Annotated in this window: 25 protein-coding genes and 1 pseudogene; 2 read left to right on the top strand and 24 right to left on the bottom strand. The window is 73.7% G+C overall.

The window, feature by feature from the left end:
• Nucleotides 1-22: 22 nt before the first annotated feature.
• From H0S66_RS09975 to H0S66_RS09935, 10 genes and pseudogenes are all read right to left on the bottom strand, one after another.
• Nucleotides 23-367, bottom strand: coding sequence for a histone-like nucleoid-structuring protein Lsr2 (locus tag H0S66_RS09975; protein WP_179615248.1), 345 nt, complete (start codon nt 365-367; stop codon nt 23-25).
• A gap of 329 nt (nt 368-696) precedes the next feature.
• Nucleotides 697-1,488 carry a type III pantothenate kinase gene (locus tag H0S66_RS09970; RefSeq protein ID WP_338037200.1) on the bottom strand — a complete coding sequence of 264 codons (792 nt, stop codon included), beginning with the start codon at nt 1,486-1,488 and terminating at the stop codon, nt 697-699.
• Nucleotides 1,489-1,491: 3 nt separating this feature from the next.
• Nucleotides 1,492-2,397, bottom strand: coding sequence for a carboxylating nicotinate-nucleotide diphosphorylase (nadC, locus tag H0S66_RS09965; RefSeq protein WP_179615247.1), 906 nt, complete (start codon nt 2,395-2,397; stop codon nt 1,492-1,494).
• The gene (locus H0S66_RS20830) at nt 2,394-3,635 is read right to left on the bottom strand and encodes an FAD-binding protein (RefSeq protein WP_338037251.1); all 1,242 of its coding nucleotides are present in this window, start codon (nt 3,633-3,635) and stop codon (nt 2,394-2,396) included. The genes nadC and H0S66_RS20830 overlap by 4 nt, the downstream gene beginning before the upstream one ends.
• Nucleotides 3,636-3,744: 109 nt before the next feature.
• A pseudogene (locus tag H0S66_RS20825) lies at nt 3,745-4,116 on the bottom strand (FAD-dependent oxidoreductase); the annotation flags it as partial.
• Between the two features lie 50 nt (nt 4,117-4,166).
• The gene (gene panD / locus H0S66_RS09955; RefSeq protein ID WP_179615245.1) at nt 4,167-4,586 is read right to left on the bottom strand and encodes an aspartate 1-decarboxylase; all 420 of its coding nucleotides are present in this window, start codon (nt 4,584-4,586) and stop codon (nt 4,167-4,169) included.
• Between the two features lie 5 nt (nt 4,587-4,591).
• A complete protein-coding gene (gene panC / locus H0S66_RS09950) occupies nt 4,592-5,413 on the bottom strand; it encodes a pantoate--beta-alanine ligase (protein ID WP_258016852.1) in 822 nt (273 codons plus the stop codon).
• Between the two features lie 94 nt (nt 5,414-5,507).
• Nucleotides 5,508-6,431: a Rossmann-like and DUF2520 domain-containing protein gene (locus H0S66_RS09945; protein ID WP_179615243.1), complete on the bottom strand. Its 924-nt coding sequence runs from the start codon at nt 6,429-6,431 to the stop codon at nt 5,508-5,510.
• Between the two features lie 188 nt (nt 6,432-6,619).
• Nucleotides 6,620-7,534: a glycosyltransferase gene (locus H0S66_RS09940; RefSeq protein WP_179615242.1), complete on the bottom strand. Its 915-nt coding sequence runs from the start codon at nt 7,532-7,534 to the stop codon at nt 6,620-6,622.
• A 7-nt stretch (nt 7,535-7,541) separates the two neighbouring features.
• A complete protein-coding gene (locus H0S66_RS09935; RefSeq protein ID WP_218876282.1) occupies nt 7,542-8,660 on the bottom strand; it encodes a sulfotransferase family protein in 1,119 nt (372 codons plus the stop codon).
• A gap of 58 nt (nt 8,661-8,718) precedes the next feature.
• Here H0S66_RS09935 and H0S66_RS09930 point away from each other — a divergent pair, with 58 nt between their 5' ends.
• Nucleotides 8,719-9,825 (top strand): glycosyltransferase family 2 protein, encoded by a 1,107-nt coding sequence (locus tag H0S66_RS09930; RefSeq protein WP_179615241.1) that lies wholly within the window; start codon nt 8,719-8,721, stop codon nt 9,823-9,825.
• Between the two features lies 1 nt (nt 9,826).
• On the opposite strand, the gene H0S66_RS09925 is transcribed toward H0S66_RS09930, so the two are convergent.
• From H0S66_RS09925 to H0S66_RS09915, 3 genes are all read right to left on the bottom strand, one after another.
• The gene (locus H0S66_RS09925; protein WP_179615240.1) at nt 9,827-10,765 is read right to left on the bottom strand and encodes an ABC transporter substrate-binding protein; all 939 of its coding nucleotides are present in this window, start codon (nt 10,763-10,765) and stop codon (nt 9,827-9,829) included.
• Nucleotides 10,766-10,838: 73 nt separating this feature from the next.
• Entirely contained in the window at nt 10,839-11,621 is a 783-nt protein-coding gene (locus H0S66_RS09920; protein WP_179615239.1) for an ABC transporter permease, read from the bottom strand.
• Nucleotides 11,622-11,625: 4 nt separating this feature from the next.
• Complete coding sequence (locus H0S66_RS09915; protein WP_179615238.1) at nt 11,626-12,324, bottom strand: ABC transporter permease; 699 nt, start codon at nt 12,322-12,324, stop codon at nt 11,626-11,628.
• A gap of 3 nt (nt 12,325-12,327) precedes the next feature.
• On the opposite strand from H0S66_RS09915, the gene H0S66_RS09910 reads away from it, so the two are divergent.
• Nucleotides 12,328-13,329, top strand: coding sequence for an ABC transporter ATP-binding protein (locus H0S66_RS09910; protein ID WP_218876281.1), 1,002 nt, complete (start codon nt 12,328-12,330; stop codon nt 13,327-13,329).
• 34 nt (nt 13,330-13,363) lie between these two features.
• Here the strand turns inward: H0S66_RS09910 and H0S66_RS09905 are convergent, their stop codons facing one another.
• The 11 genes from H0S66_RS09905 to H0S66_RS09855 all read right to left on the bottom strand — a co-directional run bounded on the left by H0S66_RS09905 (nt 13,364) and on the right by H0S66_RS09855 (nt 23,036).
• Complete coding sequence (locus tag H0S66_RS09905) at nt 13,364-14,488, bottom strand: GNAT family N-acetyltransferase (RefSeq protein ID WP_179615237.1); 1,125 nt, start codon at nt 14,486-14,488, stop codon at nt 13,364-13,366.
• Nucleotides 14,489-14,543: 55 nt separating this feature from the next.
• Entirely contained in the window at nt 14,544-15,194 is a 651-nt protein-coding gene (locus H0S66_RS09900) for a hypothetical protein (protein WP_179615236.1), read from the bottom strand.
• Between the two features lie 9 nt (nt 15,195-15,203).
• On the bottom strand, nt 15,204-15,713 hold the full coding sequence (locus H0S66_RS09895; RefSeq protein ID WP_258017200.1) for a DUF3180 domain-containing protein: 510 nt from the start codon (nt 15,711-15,713) through the stop codon (nt 15,204-15,206).
• Nucleotides 15,710-16,279 carry a 2-amino-4-hydroxy-6-hydroxymethyldihydropteridine diphosphokinase gene (gene folK / locus H0S66_RS09890; RefSeq protein ID WP_179615235.1) on the bottom strand — a complete coding sequence of 190 codons (570 nt, stop codon included), beginning with the start codon at nt 16,277-16,279 and terminating at the stop codon, nt 15,710-15,712. Before folK ends, H0S66_RS09895 begins: the two co-directional genes overlap by 4 nt.
• Nucleotides 16,276-16,647, bottom strand: coding sequence for a dihydroneopterin aldolase (gene folB, locus H0S66_RS09885; protein ID WP_179615234.1), 372 nt, complete (start codon nt 16,645-16,647; stop codon nt 16,276-16,278). Before folB ends, folK begins: the two co-directional genes overlap by 4 nt.
• Nucleotides 16,640-17,521, bottom strand: a complete 882-nt coding sequence (folP, locus tag H0S66_RS09880; protein WP_246305127.1) for a dihydropteroate synthase — start codon at nt 17,519-17,521, stop codon at nt 16,640-16,642. Before folP ends, folB begins: the two co-directional genes overlap by 8 nt.
• Nucleotides 17,522-17,540: 19 nt before the next feature.
• Nucleotides 17,541-18,146 (bottom strand): GTP cyclohydrolase I FolE, encoded by a 606-nt coding sequence (folE, locus tag H0S66_RS09875; RefSeq protein ID WP_218876917.1) that lies wholly within the window; start codon nt 18,144-18,146, stop codon nt 17,541-17,543.
• A 23-nt stretch (nt 18,147-18,169) separates the two neighbouring features.
• Nucleotides 18,170-20,227, bottom strand: a complete 2,058-nt coding sequence (gene ftsH / locus H0S66_RS09870; RefSeq protein WP_420846871.1) for an ATP-dependent zinc metalloprotease FtsH — start codon at nt 20,225-20,227, stop codon at nt 18,170-18,172.
• 111 nt (nt 20,228-20,338) lie between these two features.
• Nucleotides 20,339-20,890 (bottom strand): hypoxanthine phosphoribosyltransferase, encoded by a 552-nt coding sequence (hpt, locus tag H0S66_RS09865; RefSeq protein ID WP_179615231.1) that lies wholly within the window; start codon nt 20,888-20,890, stop codon nt 20,339-20,341.
• Nucleotides 20,891-20,942: 52 nt separating this feature from the next.
• Complete coding sequence (locus tag H0S66_RS09860) at nt 20,943-21,677, bottom strand: hypothetical protein (RefSeq protein WP_179615230.1); 735 nt, start codon at nt 21,675-21,677, stop codon at nt 20,943-20,945.
• Nucleotides 21,678-21,725: 48 nt separating this feature from the next.
• On the bottom strand, nt 21,726-23,036 hold the full coding sequence (locus tag H0S66_RS09855) for an HNH endonuclease (RefSeq protein ID WP_179615229.1): 1,311 nt from the start codon (nt 23,034-23,036) through the stop codon (nt 21,726-21,728).
• Nucleotides 23,037-23,094: the final 58 nt, after the last annotated feature.

Here is a 23,094-nt window from a genome sequence, read left to right as displayed (position 1 = left end):
CGGGTGGTGCGGGTCGAGCCGGTCAGTGCGCGGCGTCGTACGCCTCGCGCACCTCGCTGCTCACCCGGCCCCGCTCGGAGACCTCCATGCCCTGCTCGCGCGCCCAGTCGCGGATGTCCTTGGTGCTCGGGCCGGAACCGTTGGCCGGGGAGCCCGACGACGACGTACGACGCCCCGAGCCGCGGCGCGAGGAGGAGACCTTGCGGGCGTGGCCGACGTAGCGGGCGAACGCGTCGCGCATCTCGGCGGCGTGCTCCTCGGTCAGGTCGATCTCGTAGGAGGTGCCGTCGAGGGCGAAGGAGACGGTCTCGGAGGCCTCGGTGCCGTCGAGGTCGTCCTCGAGGATGATCTGGACCTTCTGCGCCATTTGTTCATTCCTTGCTGTCGGTGGAACGGGATGTCAATTCGGCACCGCCCACCGGTGGAATACCTCGGGAAAGCGCCGGAACTCTCGTCATCATGCCATTGCCGTCAACGCGCAAACAATTGTCGTGAGTTTCTTAACCGGCAATGCGGGAATCGCCCCGGAATCCGATGTTCCTTGCCGAGGAAAAAGCCTCCGCGGCTATCCGATAAACCGGGTCGTGGTTTGGGTCGTGGTTTCGGTCGTGGCCCTATTCGTGTGCCCACGGACGCGCCAGGGCGCGTCCACGACCCACGACCCGGACCACGACCCGGGAGAGCTGCGCGGGGAGGTCAGCGGTTGCGGTCGAAGACCAGGCCGAGGCCGCGCAGGGTCAGCCAGGGGTCGTGCACGGTGAAGACCGAGCACTCCTCCAGCACCAGCGGGGCGAGGTGGCCGGTGGCGACCACGGTGACGTCGGCGGCGTCCACCCCGAGCTCGCCGACCATGCGGCGCACGAGGCCCTCGACCTGGGCGGCGGCGCCGAAGACCATGCCCGACTGCAGCGCCTCGACGGTGTTCTTGGCGATCACCGAGCGGGGGCGGGCCAGCTCGACCTTGCGCAGCTGCGCGCCGCGACGGCCCAGCGCCTCGAGGCTGATCTCGATGCCGGGGGCGATCGCGCCGCCGACGTACTGGCCCTTCTCGCTGACCACGTCGAAGGTGGTGGCGGTGCCGCCGAAGTCGACGACCACCGCGGGGCCGGAGTGCAGGGTCGCGACGGCCAGCGCGTTGATGATGCGGTCGCTGCCGACCTCGCGGGGGTTGTCCATCAGCACCGGGATGCCGGTGCGCACCCCCGGCTCGACGACCACCCGCGGTACGTCGTCGAAGTGCGAGGCGAGCATGTCGCGCCACTCGTGCAGCACCGACGGGACCGTCGAGCAGACCGCCAGCCCCTCGATCTCGGAGGTGTGGCGCCCCAGCAGGCCGCGCAGCAGGACCGCCCACTCGTCGGCCGTACGCCGCTCGTCGGTGCCGACCCGCCAGTGCGCCAGCACGTCGTGCCCGGGCCCGTCGACCGCCGGCTCGAGGAGCCCCAGGACGGTGTGGGCGTTGCCGATGTCGGCGGCGAGCAGCACCACGGCTCAGCCCTCGCGGAAGTCGAGGCCGAGGTCGAAGACGCGCACGGAGTGGGTCAGCGCGCCCACGGAGATGTAGTCGACGCCGGTGGCTGCGACCGCGCCGGCGCGCTCGAGGGTCAGCCCGCCGGAGGCCTCGAGGGTGGCGCGGCCGGCGGTCAGGCGCACCGCCTCGGCCATGGTGGCGTCGTCCATGTTGTCGAGCAGCACCTCGGTGCAGCCGGCCTCGAGCACCGCGCGCAGCTGGTCGAGGTCGGTGACCTCGACCTCGACGCGGACCTCGGGGCTGGCGGCGCGCACCGCGCGGTAGGCCTCGACGACGCCCCCGGCGGCGACGACGTGGTTGTCCTTGACCATCGCCCGGTCGACCAGGCTCATGCGGTGGTTGAGCCCGCCGCCGCAGCGCACGGCGTACTTCTGCAGCGAGCGCCAGCCCGGCAGGGTCTTGCGGGTGTCGAGCACCCGGGCCGAGGTGCCCTCGAGGGCGGCGACCCAGGCGGCGGTCGCGGTCGCGACGCCGGAGAGGTGGGAGGCGAAGTTCAGGGCGGTGCGCTCGGCGGTCAGCACCGCCGCCACCGGTCCGGCGACGGTCATCACCACGTCGCCGGGGCGGACCCGGGTGCCGTCGGGCACCCGGTGCAGCACCTCGAGGTCGTCGCCCAGGCCGTAGCGGAAGGCCAGCTCGGCGACGCCGAGCCCGGCCACGACGCCGTCCTCGCGGGAGGCCACGTCGGCGACCGCGTGGCCCATCGGCGGCATCGCCGCGCTGGTGACGTCGGCGGCGCCGCCGGGGAGGTCCTCCTCGAAGGCGTCGGCGACGTGGGCGTGCACGGCACGGGGGTCGAGGCCCGCCTCGGCGAGCTCCTCGACCAGGCCGCGCGGCAGGTCGTGCAGGGCGGTACGGGCGATCATGCGGTCTCCTCGGTGGCGCCGGCGCCGGCCGCGACGAGGGCGTCGCTGGCGGGGGCGGGGTCGAACTCGACGGTGCCGACGCCGTCACGCATCACCACGTCGAGGTGGCCGGCCCAGTCGGCGTCGTCGCGCTCGGGGTGGTCCTCGCGCCAGTGCGAGCCGCGGGTCTCCTCGCGGCGGGTCGCGGCGTCGGCCAGCGCGGCGCTGATGGTGAGCAGGTTGGTGGCCTCCCAGGCGGCGACGTCGACGGTGTCGGCGGGGGTGCCGGCCAGCGCGTCCAGCTCGGCGGTGGCCTCGTCGAGACCCGCGGCCGTGCGCAGCACGCCCACCCGCGAGCTCATCACCTCCTGCACGCGACGGCGTACGCCGGCGGCGACGAGGCCCGCGGTGCGACCGTCGGGCGCGGGGTCGGCCCAGGGCCGCAGCTCGCCGGGCAGCACCGTGGCGATGCGGCGCGAGAAGACCAGCCCCTCGAGCAGCGAGTTGGAGGCCAGCCGGTTGGCGCCGTGCACGCCCGAGCAGGCCGCCTCGCCGGTCGCGTAGAGACCCGGCACGTCGGAGCGGCCCCACACGTCGGTGCGCACCCCGCCCGAGGCGTAGTGGCAGGCGGGGGCGACGGGGATCAGGTCGGTGACCGGGTCGACGCCGTGGCTGCGGCAGACCGCGAGGATCGTCGGGAACCGGCGCTCCCAGAACGCGGCCGCGCCCTCGTCGCCGCCGATGCCGGTCGCGTCGAGCCACATGTGCGGCAGCCCGGTCTCGAGCATCCGGCGCATGATCGTCTTCGCGACCACGTCGCGGGGCGCGAGGTCGGCCAGCGGGTGGACGCCCTGCATGAAGCGCTCGCCGTCGGGGCCCACCAGCACCGCGCCCTCGCCGCGCACCGCCTCGGAGATCAGCGGCTGCTGGCCCACGGAGTCGGGGCCCAGGTACATCACGGTCGGGTGGAACTGCACGAACTCCAGGTCGCGCAGGGTCGCCCCGGCCCGCAGGCCCAGGGCCATGCCGTCGCCGGTCGAGACCGCGGGGTTGGTGGTCTGCGAGAAGACCTGGCCCAGGCCGCCGCTGGCCAGCACCACCGAGCGGCACAGCACCGCGCCGACGCCGTCGCGCTGGCCCTCCCCCATCACGTGCAGGGTCAGCCCGGCGACGCCGCCGTCGGCGGCCAGCAGCAGGTCGACGGCCAGCGCGTGCTGGACGACCTCGATCTCGGGGGCCCGCTCGACCGCCGCGACCAGGGCGCGCTGGATCTCCGCGCCCGTGGCGTCGCCGCCGCGCGTGGGCGATGCGGTCGCGGTGGTGGCCGCCCTCGCGGGTCAGCGACAGCTCGCCGTGGGGGTCGAGGTCGAACTGCGCGCCGAGCGCGATCAGCTCGTGCACCGCCTCGGGGCCCTCGGTCACCAGCGCCCGCACCGCCTCGAGGTCGCAGCCGCCGGCCCCGGCCACCAGGGTGTCGTGCTCGTGCTGCTCGGGGGTGTCCTCGGGGCCCAGGGCCGCCGCGATGCCGCCCTGCGCCCAGCGGGTCGAGCCCGCCGAGAGCACGTCCTTGGTGACGACCAGGACCTTCTCGCCGGGTGCCAGCGCGTCCTTGAGGCGCAGGGCCGCGGTCAGGCCGGCGATGCCGGAGCCGATGACCACGACGTCGGCCGAGGTCGTCCAGCCGGGCTCGGGCGCGGTGAGGCGGCCGGGCACGCGGCGTACGGGGCGGGTGGTGGGCATCGGGTCAGGCTAGTCGCAGGCGCGTCGTCGGCCGGGGCGGGCGCCGCGGCTCAGCGGTCGGCGGTGACGTCGCCGCGCACCAGGCCGGGGCCGTCGAAGGTCTCGGCCGGGTCGAAGCCGGTGGCCATGATCTTGTTGTCGCCGTCGACGAAGACCACGTGCGGCTGCAGCTCCTTGGCCTCCGCGGTCTCCATCTGGGCGTAGGCGATCAGGATGACCAGGTCGCCGGGGTGCACCAGGCGGGCGGCGGCCCCGTTGATGCCGATCACGCCCGAGCCGCGCTCGCCGGCGATCGTGTACGTCTCGAGCCGGGCGCCGTTGGTGATGTCGACGATGTGCACCAGCTCGCCGGCCAGAAGGTCGGCGGCGTCGAGCAGGTCCTCGTCGACGGTCACCGAGCCGACGTAGTGCAGGTCGGCCTGGGTCACCGTCGCGCGGTGGATCTTGCTCTTCATCATCGTGCGCAGCATGCGGATCACTCCTGGTGGTGGGGCTGGTCGGGGGAGGGCTGGTCGGCGGACGGCTGGGGGCGACCGAGGACGAGGGGCAGGTTGTCGATCAGGCGGGTGCTGCCGACGCGGGCGGCGATCAGCACCCGCGCGTCGGTGCCGTCGGGCACGTCGTCGGGCAGCACGGCCAGGGCGGGGTCGGTGATCTCGAGGTAGTCCAGGTCGACGCCCTCGGCGGCCCGCAGCTCGCCGCGGGCGGCGTCGAGGGCGACCTTGGCGCCGTACCCGCTCGCCTCGACGGCGGCGTACAGGGTGCGGCTCAGCGCGACGGCCTGCTCGCGCTGCTCGGGGTCGAGGTGCACGTTGCGGCTCGACATCGCCAGCCCGTCGGGCTCGCGGCGGGTCTCGGCGCCCACGACCTCGACGCCCTGGCACAGGTCGGCGACCATCCGGCGGATGAGCACCAGCTGCTGGTAGTCCTTCTGGCCGAAGACCGCCACGTCGGGGCGCACCAGGCCGAAGAGCTTGGCGACCACGGTCAGCACGCCGCGGTAGTGGCCCGGGCGGGTGCGACCCTCGAGCACGTCGGCCAGCGGGCCGGGCTCGACGGTGACCTCCGGGTCGCCGCCCGGGTAGACCTCGTCGACGGTCGGCGCGAAGACGACGTCGACACCCTCGCGGGCGCAGACCTCGAGGTCGGCCTCGAGGGTGCGCGGGTAGGACTCCAGGTCGGCGGCCTCGCCGAACTGCAGCGGGTTGACGAAGACCGAGACCACGACGGGCCCCTGGTCGACGTGCTCGCGCGCGACGCGCACCAGCGAGGCGTGGCCCTCGTGGAGGGCACCCATCGTCGGCACCAGGCCGACCCGCTGCCCGGCCCGGCGCCGGCGGGCGCGAGCTGGTCGGCGAGCTCGGCGCGGGTGCGGACGAGGACCGGGCCGCTCACCGGGCGTCCGCGGGCCGGCCGGTGGACGCGTCGCCGGCGCGGGCCTCGGAGTGCTCGTCGAGCAGCTCGTGGATGCGCATCGCGCGCAGCGGCACGATCCGCCCGTCGGTGACCGCGCGCCCCAGCGTGGCGCGCGCGAGGGCGACGTACGACGCCTTGGTCTGCGGAGCGTTGGCGGTGATGTCCTCGAGGTGGGCGCGCACGGTGCCGACGTCGCCGCGCACGATCGGGCCGGTCAGCGCGGCGTCGCCGTGGGCGAGGGCGTTGTCGAGGGCCGCGACCAGCAGCGGGCGCAGGGTGCCCGCCGGGTCGTCGGCGCCGGCCGCGGCCAGCACCTCCATGGCCTCGGTGACCAGGGTGACCAGGTGGTTGGAGCCGTGGGCGAGACCGGCGTGGTAGAGCGTGCGCATCTCCTCGGGCACCCACATCGGGCGACCGCCGAGGTCGGCGACCAGGCGCTCGGCGACCTCGCGCTCCCCCGCCCCGGCGGTGAGCCCGAAGACGCACCCGGCGAGGCGGTCGAGGTCGAGGGCGGTGCCGGTGAAGGTCATCGCGGGGTGGATCGCGGCGGTGCGGGCGCCCGCAGCACGGGCGGGCTCGAGCACCGCCAGGCCGTGGCGGCCCGAGGTGTGCACGACCAGCTGGCCCTCGTGCAGGGCCCCGGCCGCGGCGAGGGTGGAGACGACGTTGTCGAGCATGTCGTCGGGCACGGTCAGCAGCAGCAGGTCGCAGGCCCGCGCGACCGCGGTCGGCTTGGCGTTGGCGACGCCCGGCAGCAGCGCCGAGATGCGCTGGAGCGTGGCGTCGGAGGCTCCGGCCGCGGCGACGACCTCGTGGCCGGCGGCGCGCAGTCGGGCAGCGAGGACGGCGCCGACGCGGCCCGCGCCGACCACCCCCACCCGCAGTGCGGGGTGAGACATGTCAGAACCTTTCGTTCCAGTCCCTCCGACCACCCCCTCGTCGGCGCAGCCGGGGCTGCTGGCGCGGGGGCCGGTGTGGGTACCGGACGTCGTGTCCGTCAGATACCCCATGAACGGTACGCCGCACCGCTCGGGCGCGTAACCCACCCGGGTGTGACCTGACCCACGGTCGTCGTACGCGGCCCTGGTCAGCCGACCTGGAGGGGGCGGGGGGCGCGGGGCAGCCAGTCGTGGGTGACGTGGTCGACCACGTGCACGCCCTCGGGGGCGCGGATCTCGTGCACGCCGGGGGGCACGGTGCCCTCCTTGAGGGCGTGGAAGACCGCCCACTCGCGGCGCTTGCGGCGGTTGCGCCACGAGGTCGCGAACGACGACGGGTCGGTCCAGTGCGCGAACTCGTCGCCGTGCAGGTCCTTGAGCTCGACGCACAGCCCGTGCGGCAGGCCCATGGTGCGGCAGTTCTCGGGGGTCGAGCGGATCTCCCACTCGAAGGCCTTGGTGAAGACGAAGTCGGGCCCCACGGGGTAGCCCCACTCCTCGGCGTTGCGCAGCCCGAGGTCGAGGTAGGCCAGCGACTCGTCCTCGATGTAGAGCCCGTGGCGCGGCACCCGCACGATCGACTGCACGCCGCCGACCTGCCAGGTGAGGTCGGCCATCGAGACCTCGCCCTCGGTGGTCAGCACCATGTCGCCGTCCCACTTCCAGGAGTAGCGGGTGCCGACCTGGGCGAAGCACCAGTTGTAGAAGTACGACAGCGAGTGCACCGACAGCTCGTGCACCGCGAGGTGCTCGGCGCCGGCGCGGGCGACCTCGAAGGGGTACGTCAGCTGGGTGAGCTTGTGGGCCAGCCCGGCGTCGGCGGCGGCACGGGCGGCCACCTCGGGGGTCCCGTCGGTCGAGCCGTTGTCGACCACGACCACGTGGTCGGTGGCGCGCAGCAGCGGCGGCAGCACGAAGGGCAGCGCCATCGACTCGTCCTTGACGCGCAGCACCGCGGTCGCGCCGGGGCGCAGCCCGCCGGGCCGGTTCCACGGCCAGGTGATGTCGAAGTCGCTGTGGCCCTCGATGTTGCGCAGGCCCTCGGCGTTGCGGATCGCGTTCACGACCGGGTCAGCGCTCGCGACCGGCGGCCTTGCGCAGCCCGCGGCGCACGCTCGGCGGGATCGCGGCGCGCAGGCCGTGCGGGATGCGGTCGACGGCGGAGCCGCCGGCCGGGGCAGCGGGGGCGCCGGGCGCGGGAGCCGCGGCGGCGGGAGCCTTGTCGCGCCCGCGCCGGGTCTTCTGCTCGGCCGCGACCACCGAGGAGCGCGAGATGGCCTCGGACTCCTCGTAGAGGTCGACGTAGGTCTCGCGCAGCTGGTCGAGCGCCTGGTGCACCTCGGGCTGGTCGCCGCCGGGCTCGGCGAGCTTGTTGAGCTCGTTCCAGGTGTCGGCGGTCAGCTCGTGCAGGCGCTTGGGCAGGCCCAGGTCCTCCAGCGAGCCCGAGACGCGGCGCAGGCCCGGGTCGACGAAGCGGTGCCCGTCGCGGATCCGCTCGGACTTGGCGTTGACGACGTGCTGCAGGCCGAGGGTCTCCCCCACGTGGCTGGTGGCCTTGACCCAGTCGTCGAGCAGGTCGCCGTAGCGCACGAAGACGCGGCCGCCGTCGGCGACGGACTCGCGGGTGGCGCGCTCGGTGTGCAGCAGCATGTTGAGCCACGAGGCCGCGAGGTGCGCGGAGCCGAGGCGGTTGGCGTAGTACTTCTGCTTGCTGCCCACGACCTCCGAGGGCGGGCGCAGCATGGTCGCGAAGACCGGGGTGGCGCCGCACCGGATCGAGGCGACGCGCCACAGCGAGAGGAACCAGCTCAGCCGCGGGTCCTTGACGACGAGCTCGGGGTTGACCGCGAAGTGGCCCTCGAGCCACTCGGCGGTGGCGATCCGCTCGGGCTCGCGCGCGGAGACCCGGGCGGTCTCGAACCACGCGTCGGGGCGCGAGTCGCTGACCTGCACCACGGCCTCGCGCAGCAGCCGCGAGTGGTGCTCGACGGCCCAGGCCGGCTCGGCGAAGCCCTTGGGGTTGGTCTCGTCGGGCTCGACCTCGGGCTGCGGCACGTGCAGGCCCAGGATCTTCATCAGCCCGGCCATCGTGCTGGTGCCGGACCTCCCGGCGCCCGCGACGAAGAGGACCTTGCGGGGGTAGCTCGAGGGATCCGGGTCGGCGGGCACGGCGAAGGGGTCGGCACTCACGGGAGGCGATGCTATCCCCGCCCGCGCCGCAGCGCCCGTCCTGGATAGCGTGGGACCCATGAAACTCCGGCGGCGCGCCCCGCTGCTGAGCGTGGTCGTCCCCGTGTACGACGTGGCCGACTACCTGCCCGCCTGCCTGGGTAGCCTGCTGGCGCAGACCTACCGGCCCCTCGAGGTCGTCGTCGTCGACGACGGCTCCACCGACGGCTCCGGCGCGGTCGCCGACGAGTGGGCCGCCCGCCACGACGAGATCCGGGTCGTGCACACCGCCAACCACGGCCTGGGCGCCGCCCGCAACACCGGCGTCGCCCACGCCCGCGGCGAGCTGCTGGCCTTCGCCGACTCCGACGACGTCGTCCCGCCGGCGGCGTACGACGTCCTGGCGCGGGCGCTGCGCGGGCGCGGGGTCGACCTGGCGACCGGCTCGATCGTGCGGTGGGAGGGCGAGGCGCTCGTCGAGCCGCCGTGGATGCGCCGCCTGCACCGCGAGAGGCGCACCGTCACCGTCGAGGAGCACCCCGAGGTGCTGGGCGACGTCTTCGCCTGGAACAAGCTGGTGCGGCGCTCCTTCTGGGACGACCACGGCCTCTCGTGGCCCGAGGGGCTGCGCTACGAGGACCAGCCCACCACGACCCGGGCGTTCCTGGCCGCGCGCCGCTTCGCGGTGCTGCCCGAGGTCGTCTACCACTGGCGGATCCGCTCCGACGGCTCCTCGATCACCCAGCAGCGCTCGTCGGTCGACGACCTGCGCGACCGGTGGACGACCAAGCAGATGTCGCTGGCCAGCGTGCGCGCCCACGGCTCCCCCGAGGTCACCGAAGTCTTCCTCGACCGGGTGCTCGCCGGCGACCTGCACCGCTACTTCACCGAGATCCCCGGCTGCTCCGACGAGTGGTGGGCGCTGCTGCACGAGGGCGTCGTCTCGCTGTGGGGCGAGCGCTCGCTGGTGCACTCCGGGCTGACCCCGGTGCACCGGCTGACCGGCTGGCTGGTCGAGCAGGGCCGGCGCGCCGACGCCGCGGCCGTGATGACCTACGTGGCCCGGCACCCCGGGCCGGTGCCCCGGCGGGACTCACCGGCCGGCCCGGTCATCGACGTACCCCTCGGGGACGACGCAGCGCCCGTGCCGCACGAGGCCGTGGCCCTGCGCGCGCACGAGCGCTGAGTCAGAGCAGCCCCTCGGACTCCAGGAAGTCGCGGGCGACGTCCTCGGGCTTCTCGCGGTCGACGGCCATCCGGCCGTTGAGCTCGGTGAGGGTGTCGGTGTCGAGGGCGGCCATCAGCTCGTTGAGGATGTCGGCGACGCCCTCGTTCTGCTCGAGGAAGTCCTCGGAGACGGCCGGCACCAGGTTCTGGGCGGGCTGGATCTCCTGGTCGTCGTCGAGCACGACGAGGCCCAGCGACTCCAGGGTGCCGTCGGTGGTGGAGGTCTGGCCCAGGTCGGACTCGCCGTCGAGGACCGACTGGTAGGTCTGGTCGCCGGCGTAGCCCAGCGGCAGGACCTTGGTGATGTCGATGCCGTACTCGTCGCGCAGCCCGGCCTCGCAGTCCAGGCGGCCCTCGCAGTCGGGGGCGGCGGCCAGCACGACCGACTCGCCCTCGAGGTCGGAGAGGACCTCCCAGCCCTCCTCCTCGGCGCGCTCGATGGTCACGAAGTAGGCGTTGGTGTCGGTGGCCTCCGACAGCTCGAGCAGCTCGATGCCGGCCTCGTCGAGCAGGTCGGCGCCGGCGTCGGCGAGCTCCTGGCCGTCGCCGGCGGTCAGCTGGTCGCCGGAGCCCTGGTCGGAGGTGGAGTTGAGGAAGTTCACGATGCCGCCGACGTACTCGGGGACGACGTCGACGTCGCCGGGGAACGTGGCCATGTAGGCGTCGCGGGAGTCGACGAGCTGCACGGTGGGCTCGTAGCCGGCGTCGGCGAGCAGCAGCTCGTACATCGAGGCCATCAGCGCGGCCTCGGGGAACGACTGCGAGGCGATCGTGACCGGCCCGCCGCCGCTGGGCTCGGCGGAGCCGTCGTCGCCCTCGGCGGCGAGGTCGTCGCCGGCGCAGGCCGTCAGGGTCAGGGCGGCGGCGGAGACCACCGCGGCCAGGGAACGTCGCACCATCATGTGGGGTCCTACCTTCTGTGTCCCGCGGGTCGGCCCCGCGCGTGTCCGGTCAGCAGGCGGCGCCCACTGCTCAGCCGCCCTCGCGGGCCGCCGGTTCCAGGGTAGACACCTCCGGGGACACCGCCCGCTCACCCGTCCGGGCGGCGCGCCGCACCGGGTCGAGCCAGCGTTGCACCGCGGCGGCCAGCACCTCGAGGACCAGCGCCACCGCGGCGACCACGATCGCCCCGGCGATGCCCTTGCCGTAGTCGGTGCGGAAGAACCCGTCGGTGATGACCCGGCCCAGGCCGGGCCCGGCCACCAGGGCCGCGATCGTCGCAGTCGCCCAGACCTGCACCAGCGCCAGCCGCACCCCCGACATCACCAGCGGCAGCGCCAGCGGCAGCTCGGCGCGGCGGAACTGCTGCCACCCGCTCATGCCCATCCCGCGCGCCGACTCGCGCACCTCGGGCGGCACCTCGCGCACCGCGACGTAGGCGTTGGTGATCAGCGGCGGCAGCGCGAAGAGCGCGAGCGCGACCAGGGTGGAGATGCCGGCCCGCCCGTACGGGCCGACGGTGCCGGTGCCGGGGAAGGCCCCGCCGGTCCACGCCCACGCGTCGCCGGCGACGAAGATCGCCAGCAGCGCGAAGGTCGGCACCGCACGACCGACGTTGGAGATGTTGATGGCCAGGAACCCGCCCCGGCCCAGGTGGCCCAGCCACAGCGCGACCGGCAGCCCGACCAGCATCGCGGCCGCCAGCGCGGTGACGGTGACCAGCAGCTGCTGGACCAGCAGCTCGAGCATCCCGCCCTGGCCGGTCCAGCTGTCGGCGTCGCGCAGGTAGGCCAGCGCGTCGAGGAGCACGTCCACGAGATCAGCCCGCCGTCCGGGTCCAGGGCGTCAGCACCCGCTGCGCCGCCACGATCACCACGTCGAGCAGCACCGCCAGCGCCACGCACAGCACGGCCGCGGTCAGCAGCTGGGCGCGGAAGTTGCTCTGCACGCCCTCCGCGATCAGGTTGCCCAGCCCGCCGTAGGCCACCAGCGACCCGACGGTCGTCAGCGCCACCGTCGAGACCGTGGCGACCCGCAGCCCGGCCATCACCACCGGGACCGCCAGCGGCAGCTCGACGCGCAGGAGCAGCCGCCCGTCGCCGTACCCCAGGCCGCGCGCCGACTCGCGCACCTCCTCGGGCACCGCGCGCAGCCCCTCGAGGATCGCGCGCACCAGCACCGTCAGCGCGTAGAGGCCCAGGCCGATGACCACCGTGGTGGCGCTCAGGCCGGTGAAGGGCACCAGCAGCGGGAAGAGCGCCAGCGACGGCACCGTGTAGAGGCCGGTGCTGACCCCCAGCACGGTGCTCTCGAGGCGCGGCAGGCGCCGGGCCAGCAGCGCCAGCGGGAAGGACAGGGCCAGGCCGAAGAGCACCGAGACGATCGTGATGGCGACGTGCTGGGTGGTGGCCTCGACGATCTCGGGGCGGTAGTCGACCACGTAGTCCCAGCACAGCCACTCGTTGGTGAGCCGTCCGTAGCAGCTCGGCCCGTCGTCGGCCTGCGCGAGTAGGGTCACCGCATGGACGCTACCGGGTCGGCTCCCGCGAACGTGATGATCCGTCTCTCCGGCGTGGGCAAGCGCTACGACGACGGCACGGTGGCCGTGCAGGACCTCGACCTGGAGGTGCGCGAGGGCGAGATGGTGGTGCTGGTCGGGCCGTCGGGCTGCGGCAAGTCGACCACGCTGAAGATGATCAACCGCCTCATCGAGCCCTCGACCGGCACGATCGAGATCGACGGCCAGGACGTCACCACCGCCGACCCGGTCAGGCTGCGGCGCGGCATCGGCTACGTCATCCAGCAGATCGGGCTCTTCCCCCACCAGCGCATCGTCACCAACGTGATGACCGTGCCGCTGCTGTACGGCGAGTCCAAGGCCACCGCGCGCGCCCGCGCGGTCGAGCTGCTCGAGCTCGTCGGCCTCGACCCCGAGCGGTACGCCGACCGCTTCCCCCACCAGCTCTCCGGCGGCCAGCGCCAGCGTGTCGGGGTGGCCCGCGCCCTGGCCGCCGACCCGCCGGTGCTGCTGATGGACGAGCCGTTCGGGGCCGTCGACCCGATCGTGCGGGTGCGGCTGCAGGAGGAGTTCCTGCGCCTGCAGCGCGAGCTGGGCAAGACCGTCGTGATGGTCACCCACGACATCGACGAGGCCGTGAAGATGGGCGACCGGGTCGCCGTCTTCGCCGAGGGCGGCCGGCTGGCGCAGTACGGCACCCCGGCCGAGCTGCTGGGCGGGCCCGCCGACGAGTTCGTCGCCGACTTCGTGGGCTCCGAGAAGAGCCTGCGGCGCCTGAGCGTCGTCCCCCTGCGGCGTGAGGACCTCGAGCCGATGGACGGTGTCAGCGCCGGCCAGCTCGGCGCCGCCATCGACCTCGACTCCACCCTCGAGGACGCCCTGACCCACCTGCTGCGCGACGACAGGGGCATGGTCGGGGTGCGCGAGGGCGCGCAGTTCGTCGGCGTCCTCACCCCCGACGGGGTGCACCGCGCCCTGCGCGCCTCGCTGGCCGAGCAGGCCTAGCCGCCCCGAGGAGTCCCATCGGCGCGGCCGGACCTCAGCCCTCGACGGGCACGTCGCGGTGCCAGGACTCGGTGACGTACTTCGTGCGCCAGCCCATCGCGGTGTAGAGCTCGTGGGCGTTGGTCGAGGAGTCGGCGTCGACCTCGAGGCCCACGCCGACCCGGCCGCGGCGCGCGGCGTCGCAGATGATCGTGCGCAGCAGGCCCTTGGCCACGCCGCGGCCGCGGGCGGCCTCGACGACGCCGATGTAGGAGACGTAGGAGGAGTCGGGGCCGGTCGCGTTCTCCGAGACGGTGCCGATCAGGGCACCGACCGCGGGGTGGCGGCCCTCCTCGGCCACGAGGCCCTCGGGGACGTCCTCGACCATCTCGGCCAGCCACCAGTGGTTCCAGCGGTGCCCGGGGTCCTCGCGCAGCCGGTGCAGGAACTCGGCGTAGGACTCCTCGAAGTTGTTGAAGTGGTCGGTGAAGGACTGCTCGAGCACGTCGTGGACCGCGCGCAGGTCGGCCTCGTCGGGCAGGCCCTGGCCCTCGCGGTCGACGAGGCGGAAGCGCACGCCGCGCGCCTCCCACTCCTCGTTGTCGGGCACCAGGTCGCGCTCCTCGGGGGTGACCGGGCGGTTCATCTGCCACCAGGTGCGCACCTTGCGGAAGCCGGCGCGGGTCAGCCACTCGTACTGGCGCTCGTCGCCCTCGAAGGCGCCGGTGTCGATCTGCTGGGTCGGCAGACCGCGGGCCTCGCCGACGGCGCGGGCCTGGCCGGCCGCCCACTCGAAGAGGGCGTCGGAGCACTTGCGCGCGATCGGCGGGGCCAGCTCGCGGCTGACGATGTGGGAGTAGAGCATCCGGCCGCCGGCGCGGTCGTGGACGCTGCCCCAGGCCTGGATGCTGCCCTCGGGGTCGCGGATCACCACGTTGGCACGGGTGCGCAGGCCGTGCTCGGAGACCTCGACCAGCACGTCGTCGACGCCGGCGCCGGCCCAGCCGCGGCCGTGGCGCTCGTGGGCGCGCAGCAGGTGGGTCAGGCGGGCGACCTCGAAGCGGTCCTCGGCGTCCGGGGTCCCGACCTCCCAGCCGTCCGGCAGGGGGAGGTCGTCGAGGATCTCCCCCGGGTCGCTCTCGAAACGGTTCTCCTCGGGCAGCGCTTCCTCGTCGTTCACGGGGGTCATGATGCCGTACGCCGCCTCGCCCGCTCGGGCGTGGTGGTCCCGGGGCTCAGGCGCGGCGGCGGGCCCCGGCCTCGGCGGTGCGCCAGGCGGCGGTGACGGTCTCGAGCTCGGCGCGCAGCACGTCGATCTCGGCCTCGAGCTCGGCGACCCGCACGATCGCGTCGGCGGCGCGCTCCTCGGCGGACTCCAGGCTGCGGGCCACGACGCGGCCCTCCTTCTCGAGCTCGACGTTGCGCCGGTGCGCGACGTCGACCTGGCGGGCGCTGTCGGCGGCGGTGCGCTGGGTCTTGACCAGCTCGGTCTGCAGGTCGCCCAGGGCGCTCTCGCGCTCCTCGAGGCGCTCGGTCAGCTCGGCGACGCGGGCGGCGTGCTCGTCGGCGCGGGTCTCGGCCAGACGGCGGTAGGCCTGGGCCTGCTCGGCGCGGTCGCGGGCGGCGTCGCGGCGCGACTGCAGCAGCTCGGCGTGGGTGATGCGGGTGGCGGCGGCGCCGAGGACGACGGCGGCCAGGGCGGCGACGGTCACCAGCAGGGCGGACCCGCTGGCGACGGCGCCGAGGACGAGCAGCGCCGAGAGGACCAGCAGCACCGTGGCGACGGTGAGGCGGGTCGAGCGCTGGCGACGCCGCGAGGCCCGCGTGGCGGATGTGACGGACGCGGCGGTTGTGGCCTGCGTGGCCCCAGCGACAGAAGTGGACATAGCGCCAGGCTAGGCGTCCGAGTCGTCTCCCGGCACGCGACACGCGCGCTCGAGCAGCAGTCCGCACGCGACGACGCCCACACCGGCGAGCGCGGCGAGGCCCGACCAGAGCATCCGCTGGCCGGCCAGCTCGGCGTTCAGGCCCAGCCAGGACAGCGCGTAGCCGGCGTACCCGGCCCCCACGAGGGCGCCGACGTAGGCGCTGGCGCGCCCGAAGGCGAGCCGGTTGACCGCGCGGTGCGGCTCCATCGGCTCACGGCGCACCTGCAGGGCGGTGTGGGTGTGGCGGGCGGTGACGCCGATGACCAGCGCGAGCATCGCCAGGAGCGTGGGCTGCACCCAGGTGACCACGGGCGCGGAGCCCAGCCAGGCGGTGCTGACCGGGCGGGCCAGCCACCCGGCGACGAGGCCGACGACGACCGCGGCCGTCAGCAGCGCGGGCGAGGCCGGGGCACGGCCCCAGCCCTGGCCGGGGGGCCGCCCCGGGGGCTGCTCGGGAGTCTGCTCGGGCTCGCTCACTCGACGGCGAGCGTGAGGTCCTCGCGCAGCGTGATGCCATCGAGGCCGGTCTCGGCCAGCAGGTCGGCGATCGGCCCGCGGCCCGGCAGGGCGGCGTCGGGCTCGAGGTCGAACCACGGCTTGAGCACGAAGGCGCGCTCGGCGGCACGCGGGTGCGGCAGGCGCAGGTGGGGCTCGTCGCTGCGGCGGTCGCCCACGACGATCAGGTCGACGTCGAGGGTGCGCGGGGCGTTCGGCACGTCGCTGCGCTCGCGCTCGAAGGCGTCCTCGATGGCCAGGGCCCGGTCCATCAACCGGTTCGCGGCCAGCGTGGTGTCGATGAGCACCACGGCATTGAGGTAGTTGCGGGCGTCCTCCGGGGAGTCGACCGGCTCGGTCTCGTAGACCGGCGAGACGCCGGTGACCCACACGTCGGGGGTGTCGGCGATGGCGTTGACCGCGCCCTGGAGCATGGCCATCCGCTCGCCGAGGTTGGACCCGACCGCCAGCACGGCACGGCGGATCGGGCGCATCTCACCGGTGAGGGTGTCGGCGTTGATGATGTGCGGGTTGGGCGTCTCAGTCACGTCGAGTCCTCGCGTCTCCGGGTGATCGTCAGCGTGACGTCCGAGAACGTCGCGCTGATGGGGGCGTGCGGCTTGTGGACCGTGATCCGGGCCCATTCAACACGGTCGTCCAACAAGCAGACGTCGGCGACCCGCTGGGCCAGGGTCTCGATCAGGTCGACCGGCTCGCGCTCCACCGCGGTCTTGACCGCGGTCACGAGACTTCCGTAGTCGACGGTGTCGCGCAAGTCGTCCGAGGCGGCGGCGAGAGCGGTGTCGACGCCCAGCGCGAGGTCGAGCACGAACGTCTGCCCGTCGCGCTTCTCGTGCGCCAGGACGCCGTGGTGGGCGAAGCACTCGACGCCGAGGACGGCGATCTCGTCAGTCATGCCCACCTCCCTGCGCGTCGGTCCTGCCGGTCTCGTCGGCGAGCATCGCGGCCCGGGCCGCGAGCGCGTCGCGAGCAGACCGTACGTCGTGGACCCGCACCCCCCACACCCCGGCCCTGGCCAGCTCGAGCACCACCGCCAGGTGGGCGGCCTCGCGCTCGCCCACCGGGCGGGGCCCGGCGGCGTCGGCGAGGAGCGAGCCGAGGAAGGACTTGCGGCTCGCGCCGACCAGCAGCGGGTGCCCCAGGGCCATGAGCGGGTCGAGGTCGCGCAGCAGCTCCCAGCTGTGCGCGGGGGTCTTGGCGAAGCCCAGCCCGGGGTCGAGCACGATGCGGTCGTCGGCCACGCCGGCGGCCCGGATCGCCGCGACCCGCTCCTCCAGCTCGCGGCAGACCGCCGCGACCACGCCGCCCGGCTCGTCGTAGACCGCGAACTCGCGCATCCGGTCGCTGTGGGCGCGCCAGTGCATGGCGACGTACGTCGCCCCGGCGGCCGCCACGACCTCGAGCAGCGCGGGGTCGGCGAGGCCGCCGGAGACGTCGTTGACGACGACCGCGCCCGCCTCGAGGGCCGCCTCGGCGACCTCGTGGCGCATCGTGTCGACCGAGACGACCGCGCCGGCACCCGCCAGCTCGCGGATCACCGGCACCACGCGCGCCAGCTCCTCGGCGACCAGGGGACGCGTCGCGCCCGGCCGGGTCGACTCGCCGCCGATGTCGAGCAGGTCGGCGCCCTGCTCGAGGAGCGCCAGGCCGTGCTCGACCGCGGCGGCGGGGGCGGCGTACCGGCCCCCGTCGGAGAACGAGTCGGGGGTGACGTTGACGACGCCCATCACGCGCGGGCGTCCCAGCGGCACGGCCAGGGCGGGGATCATCGGCTGCTCGGCGCGCTGCTCAGCGGCGCGTGGTCCCGTGGATCAGGGCCATCGCCTCGGCGCGGGTGGCGCGGTCGGTGAGCATCGTGCCGCGGACCGCGGAGGTGACGGTGCGGGCGCCGGCCTTGCGGACCCCGCGCATGGTCATGCACAGGTGCTCGGCCTCGATCACCACGACGGCGCCGCGCGCCTCGAGGATCGTCATCAGCGCGTCGACGACCTGCGTGGTCAGCCGCTCCTGCACCTGGGGGCGCTGGGCGTAGACGTCGACCAGGCGGGCCAGCTTGGAGATGCCGGTGATCTTGCCGCTCTCGGCCGGGATGTAGCCGACGTGCGCGACCCCGGTGAAGGGCACCAGGTGGTGCTCGCACATCGACCACAGCTCGATGTCGCGCACCAGCACCATCTCGTCGTGACCGAGGTCGAAGGTCGTGGTGAGCACGTCCTCGGCGCGCATCCGCAGCCCCGCGGTGACCTCGGCGTACGCCCGCGCGACGCGGGCCGGTGTCTCGAGCAGGCCCTCGCGGTCGGGGTCCTCGCCGATGGCCAGCAGCAGCTCGCGCACCGCGGCCTCGGCGCGCGCCTGGTCGAAGTCGGGCACCTCGCCGGGGTCGCGCTCGACCATGCTGACCGGGCCGATCCCGTCGGTCACGGACGCCACGTGTCGTCGGAGGGGGGCGGCGTGCCGCCGTGGACGTCGCCGCCGGCGCCCGGCGGGGTCACCACGGCCCCGCCACCGGCCTCGTCGGTCTCGGCCGGACGGTCGACCCCGTTGGTGCGGGCCCGGTCGCGGATCTCCTGCGGGATCTCGACCGCGGGCACCTGCGAGGGCCGGCGGTCGGGCGAGCCGGTCCAGGCCGGACGCCGGTCGCGGCGGCGCAGCGGCACGAAGACCTCGGCGATCTGCTCCTTGTCGAGGGTCTCCTTGTCCAGCAGCGCCAGGACGAGCGCGTCGAGCACGTCGCGGTTCTCCTCCAGGATGTCGAAGGCCTCCTGGTGGGCGGCCGCGAGGAGGTTCTTGGTCTCCTCGTCGACCTTGGCCGCGACGTCCTCGGAGTAGTTGCGCTGGTGGCCCAGGTCGCGGCCCAGGAACGGCTCGGAGTTGGAGTCGCCGAGCTTGATCGCGCCCAGGCGCTCGGTCATGCCGTACTGGGTGACCATCGCGCGGGCCAGGTTGGTGGCCTTCTCGATGTCGTTGCCGGCGCCGGTGGTGGGGTCGTGGAAGATCAGCTCCTCCGCGGCGCGCCCGCCCAGCATGTAGGCGAGCTGGTCGAGCATCTGCGAGCGGGGCTGGGAGTACTTGTCCTCGTCGGGCAGGACCATCGTGTAGCCCAGCGCGCGACCGCGCGGCAGGATCGTGATCTTGTGGACCGGGTCGTTGCCCGGCAGCGCCGCGGCCACCAGGGCGTGGCCGCCCTCGTGGTAGGCGGTGATGAGCTTCTCCTTCTCGCTCATCAGCCGCGAGCTGCGCTGCGGCCCCGCGATGACGCGGTCGATGGCCTCGTCGAGGGAGATGTTGGTGATCTGCTTCTCGTTGTTGCGCGCGGTCAGCAACGCAGCCTCGTTGAGCACGTTGGCCAGGTCGGCACCGGTGAAGCCGGGGGTGCGGCGGGCGTACGAGCGCAGGTCGATGTCGGGGGCCATCGGCTTGCCGCGCGAGTGGACCTCGAGGATCTTCTGGCGCCCGGCCAGGTCGGGGGCGTCGACCCCGATCTGGCGGTCGAAGCGGCCGGGGCGCAGCAGCGCGGGGTCGAGCACGTCGGGGCGGTTGGTGGCGGCGATGAGGATGACCCCGCCCCGCACGTCGAAGCCGTCCATCTCGACCAGCAGCTGGTTGAGGGTCTGCTCGCGCTCGTCGTGGCCGCCGCCCATGCCGGCGCCGCGGTGGCGACCGACGGCGTCGATCTCGTCGATGAAGACGATGGCCGGGGCGTTCTCCTTGGCCTGCTCGAAGAGGTCGCGCACGCGGGACGCGCCGACGCCGACGAACATCTCGACGAAGTCGGAGCCGGAGATGGAGTAGAAGGGCACGCCGGCCTCGCCGGCCACGGCGCGGGCCAGCAGCGTCTTGCCGGTGCCCGGCGGGCCGTAGAGCAGCACGCCCTTGGGGATCTTGGCGCCCACGGCCTGGAACTTGGCGGGCTCCTGGAGGAACTCCTTGATCTCGCCGAGCTCCTCGATGGCCTCGTTGGCGCCGGCGACGTCGGCGAACGTCGACTTCGGCATGTCCTTCGAGATCAGCTTGGCCTTGGACTTGCCGAACTGCATGACGCCGCGGCCGCCGCCGCCCTGCATGTTGTTGAGCAGCCAGAGGAAGACGATGAAGATGATGATGAGCGGCAGGAACGAGAACAGGAACGAGCTCAGCGCGCTCGGGCGCGAGATCTCGGTCTTCAGCTCCTCGATCTCGCCGCTGTCGACCTGGTCGCTGGCCGCGTTGTAGAGACGGGGCTGGGTGCCCTGCACCCAGTAGGAGAAGACCTCCGAGCCCTCCTCGCGCACGCCCTCGTCGAGGGTCGCGCGGATCTCCTGGTCACCGTCGACGAAGGTGATCTCCTTGATCTCCCCCGACTCGATGTAGGCGGACATCTCGGAGGCGGGGATCTCGTCCCCGCCGCTGCTGGGGGCCAGGAACTGCAGGGCGAGCAGGACGCCGACCACGGCGACCACGATCCACAGCCAGGGACCCTTGACAAAGCGCTTCACGGACTTCTCTCGTCTCAGACGTCGAACGGACCGACGACGGTACATGCCCGCGTCAGGCTCATCCTCGCAGGCGACTGGTGATCGCGGGGTCCCGGGACGACCGGGGCCGGCTCAGGAGTAGACGTGCGGGGCGAGCGTGGCGATGTCGCGCAGGTTGCGGTACTTCTCGCGGTAGTCCAGGCCGTAGCCCACCACGAACTCGTTGGGGATGTCCCAGCCGACGTACTTGACGTCGACGGGCATCTGCAGCGCCTCGGGCTTGCGCAGCAGCGTGGCGATCTCGACGCTCGCGGGGTTGCGGCTGCTCAGGTTGGAGGTGAGCCACGACAGGGTCAGGCCGGTGTCGATGATCTCGTCGACGATCACGACGTGGCGACCGGAGATGTCGGTGTCGAGGTCCTTGAGGATGCGCACGACGCCACTGGACTTGGTGCCCGAGCCGTAGGAGGACACCGCCATCCAGTCCATCTCGAGGTGGCGGGTGAAGGAGCGGGCCAGGTCGGCCATCACCATCACGGCGCCGCGCAGGATGCCGACGATGAGGAGGTCCTCCCCCTCGTAGTCCTGCTCGATCTGGGCGGCCATCTCCTTGAGCCGGTCCTGGATCTGTTCCTCGGTGAAGAGGACGTTGACGAGGTCGTGCTCCACGTGGGCAGAATCCATGGGCAGAGCCTAAGGGGGCACGGGGTCGCTGCGCCCCGGGGCTACCCCTTCTTCACCACGCGCAGGGTGAAGGCCTGCTCGGCGCTGCGGTGGGCTGCGTCGCCGGCGTACGACACGACGACGTCGTAGCGCCCAGGCGCGGGGGCGCGGCCCATGTCGACGGTGCTGCGACCCCCGTCGCGACGCCGCAGCACCGTCGCGGGGCCACGGCGCTCGAGCGTCGCTCCAGCGAGACCGCGACCGTGCCGGTGGGGCTGGTCCTCGCGCCCTTGCCCCTCAGGCGCAGGTCGAGCTCGATGCGTCGTCCGGTCCGGACGCTGAGGCCCCGCCCGCGGATCGCGCTGAGCGAGATCCGGGTGGCGGGCAGCCGGACCAGGTCGACGGGGGAACCCAGGCCGGCGCGGTCGCGCTGGCCCTTCTCGACCTCGACACGGGTCGTCGCGTAGTCCGGGCGGTCGAACGTGACCCGGTAGCCGCCGCGCTGCACGTGCATCGCGAAGTAGCCGTGGGTGATGGCGTTGTCGGGGCTGGCGTAGCTCAGGTCGCTGGCCGCGACCTCCTCCCCGCGCGCGGTCACCCGCACAGCCTCCACGTGCACATCGTCGAGGGGCTTGCCCGTCCGGGAGTCGACGACCTGGCCGTGGATGATCGAGCGCCCGGTCTCCCCCACCGCTGGGGCGCGGGCCCCGGTGGGCTGCTGGGCGCCCGTGGCCTGGGCGAGGGGCACGACGAGGGCGGCAGTGGCGACGGCGGCGATGCCCGCGCGGCGCAGGCGCGTGGTCTGCATGCGAGGAGTATCGGCGTCCGGCGCCGGGCCCGTGGTCGTTTCGGTGGCTCAGGCCGCCGGCGTGTAGTCGTCGAGGACGATCTGCAGGCGGGGGTGGAGGACGTCGACCCGGGGTCGTGGGGGTTCGGGTGTGACCGGTGGGTCGCCGGGTGGGAGGTCGGGTGCCCTGGAGCGGACCTGGTGGCCGGTCGGGGTCGTGGTGACGACGGTGCCGCCCACGGTGGTGGCGGTGAAGCCGGGGGCCTCCTTGGCTTGGTTGCAGGCCTCGCACAGCCCTTGTCCGTTGGTGGCGCTGGTGGGGCCGCCGGCGTGGTCGGGGACGACGTGGTCGCGGTGGCGGATCGGTGCGTCGCACCACGGGGTGCGGCACGACTGGTCGCGCAGGTCGATGAACAACCCCAGGCTCGCGGGGAAGGTGCGGGCCCGGGAGTCCATCGCCACCAGCGTCCCGGTGCTGGTGGTGTAGAGCCTGCGCAGCGTCGCCTGCGCGTCGGCGATCGCGGTCGCGACCAGCTCGCGGGCGAACCCGGCCGGCACCGGCCCGTATCCGGCCACCCACCCCGGCTGGTGGCCACCGCCGAGGAGGGTGGCGTCGGAGACCGTCAGGTTCACCGCCACCGGCACCGCGGGAACTGGCGCCGACTCGGCGGTGCGGTCGGTGATCGCGGTGACGAGGGTGTCGGCCATGACCTGCCCGCGGGAGCGCTCATCGCCGTCGGCGCGGGCGGAGTCGGCGGCGCGGGTCAGCGCGGCGTACGCCGCGACGCCCTGGGCGACCGGGAGCAGCGCGGTCAGGTAGGTCATCGTGTCCGGTGCCGGTCGCAGGGACACGTACCGCTCACCCTCGGCCTTCCTCGACCGCTTCAACGCGGCGTGCGGGTCGAGCTCGTAGGCGCGGGCCCGGGCCGCGGCCACCAGTCGCTTGTCACCCCAGCCCTCGGTGGTCTCGGGGTCGGCCATCAACTCCGCGTCGACCCGGCGCCGGTCCTCCAGCGACAGGCACGCGGTCTCGCGGGCCAGGAGGGTGGCGCGCCACTCGCTACACCAACCGGCGCGCATCGCGTTCAGCGTGTGCGGCATCTCGGCCACCAGGATCTTCGCCAGCCCGAGGTGGCGGGCACCCCTGTTGGGTGACTCGCGCCGCGCCAGCCCGACCTGCGAAGCGACACCGACGCCCTGCCGCTCCTCGGGCAGACCGGCCGCGGCGTGCCGGCGGCGTACGACCTCGTCGAGACGAGCCGTCAGCTCCACCTGCAGCGCGGCGGCGTGGGCCTTGAGCTCCTCGAGCCGCCGGACTTCCTCGACCAGCTCGGCCTCGCCGAGGGCGGCGAGATCGGTGGTGGAGGGAGCGGCTGTCATGCCCCGACTCTAGTCGAACGCACGTTCGATGCATAGGAGTGCAAGCAGATCTGTGGAC

It is taken from the genome of Nocardioides marinisabuli, from assembly GCF_013466785.1.
Classification (GTDB): Bacteria; Actinomycetota; Actinomycetes; order Propionibacteriales; family Nocardioidaceae; genus Nocardioides; species Nocardioides marinisabuli.
Note: the sequence above shows the minus strand (reverse complement) of the source record. Positions and strands in the feature narration are given on the sequence as shown.

Bases quoted from the DNA above. Each gene is read 5' to 3' on its own strand.
- H0S66_RS09975 (WP_179615248.1), bottom strand. From the start codon at position 367: ATGGCGCAGAAGGTCCAGATCATCCTCGAGGACGACCTCGACGGCACC.
- nadC (WP_179615247.1), bottom strand. From the start codon at position 2,397: ATGATCGCCCGTACCGCCCTGCACGACCTGCCGCGCGGCCTGGTCGAG.
- panD (WP_179615245.1), bottom strand. From the start codon at position 4,586: ATGCTGCGCACGATGATGAAGAGCAAGATCCACCGCGCGACGGTGACC.
- panC (WP_258016852.1), bottom strand. From the start codon at position 5,413: ATGGGTGCCCTCCACGAGGGCCACGCCTCGCTGGTGCGCGTCGCGCGC.
- H0S66_RS09945 (WP_179615243.1), bottom strand. From the start codon at position 6,431: ATGTCTCACCCCGCACTGCGGGTGGGGGTGGTCGGCGCGGGCCGCGTC.
- H0S66_RS09930 (WP_179615241.1), top strand. From the start codon at position 8,719: ATGAAACTCCGGCGGCGCGCCCCGCTGCTGAGCGTGGTCGTCCCCGTG.
- H0S66_RS09925 (WP_179615240.1), bottom strand. From the start codon at position 10,765: ATGGTGCGACGTTCCCTGGCCGCGGTGGTCTCCGCCGCCGCCCTGACC.
- H0S66_RS09910 (WP_218876281.1), top strand. From the start codon at position 12,328: ATGGACGCTACCGGGTCGGCTCCCGCGAACGTGATGATCCGTCTCTCC.
- H0S66_RS09900 (WP_179615236.1), bottom strand. From the start codon at position 15,194: ATGTCCACTTCTGTCGCTGGGGCCACGCAGGCCACAACCGCCGCGTCC.
- folB (WP_179615234.1), bottom strand. From the start codon at position 16,647: ATGACTGACGAGATCGCCGTCCTCGGCGTCGAGTGCTTCGCCCACCAC.
- folP (WP_246305127.1), bottom strand. From the start codon at position 17,521: ATGATCCCCGCCCTGGCCGTGCCGCTGGGACGCCCGCGCGTGATGGGC.
- folE (WP_218876917.1), bottom strand. From the start codon at position 18,146: ATGGTCGAGCGCGACCCCGGCGAGGTGCCCGACTTCGACCAGGCGCGC.
- hpt (WP_179615231.1), bottom strand. From the start codon at position 20,890: ATGGATTCTGCCCACGTGGAGCACGACCTCGTCAACGTCCTCTTCACC.
- H0S66_RS09860 (WP_179615230.1), bottom strand. From the start codon at position 21,677: ATGCAGACCACGCGCCTGCGCCGCGCGGGCATCGCCGCCGTCGCCACT.
- H0S66_RS09855 (WP_179615229.1), bottom strand. From the start codon at position 23,036: ATGACAGCCGCTCCCTCCACCACCGATCTCGCCGCCCTCGGCGAGGCC.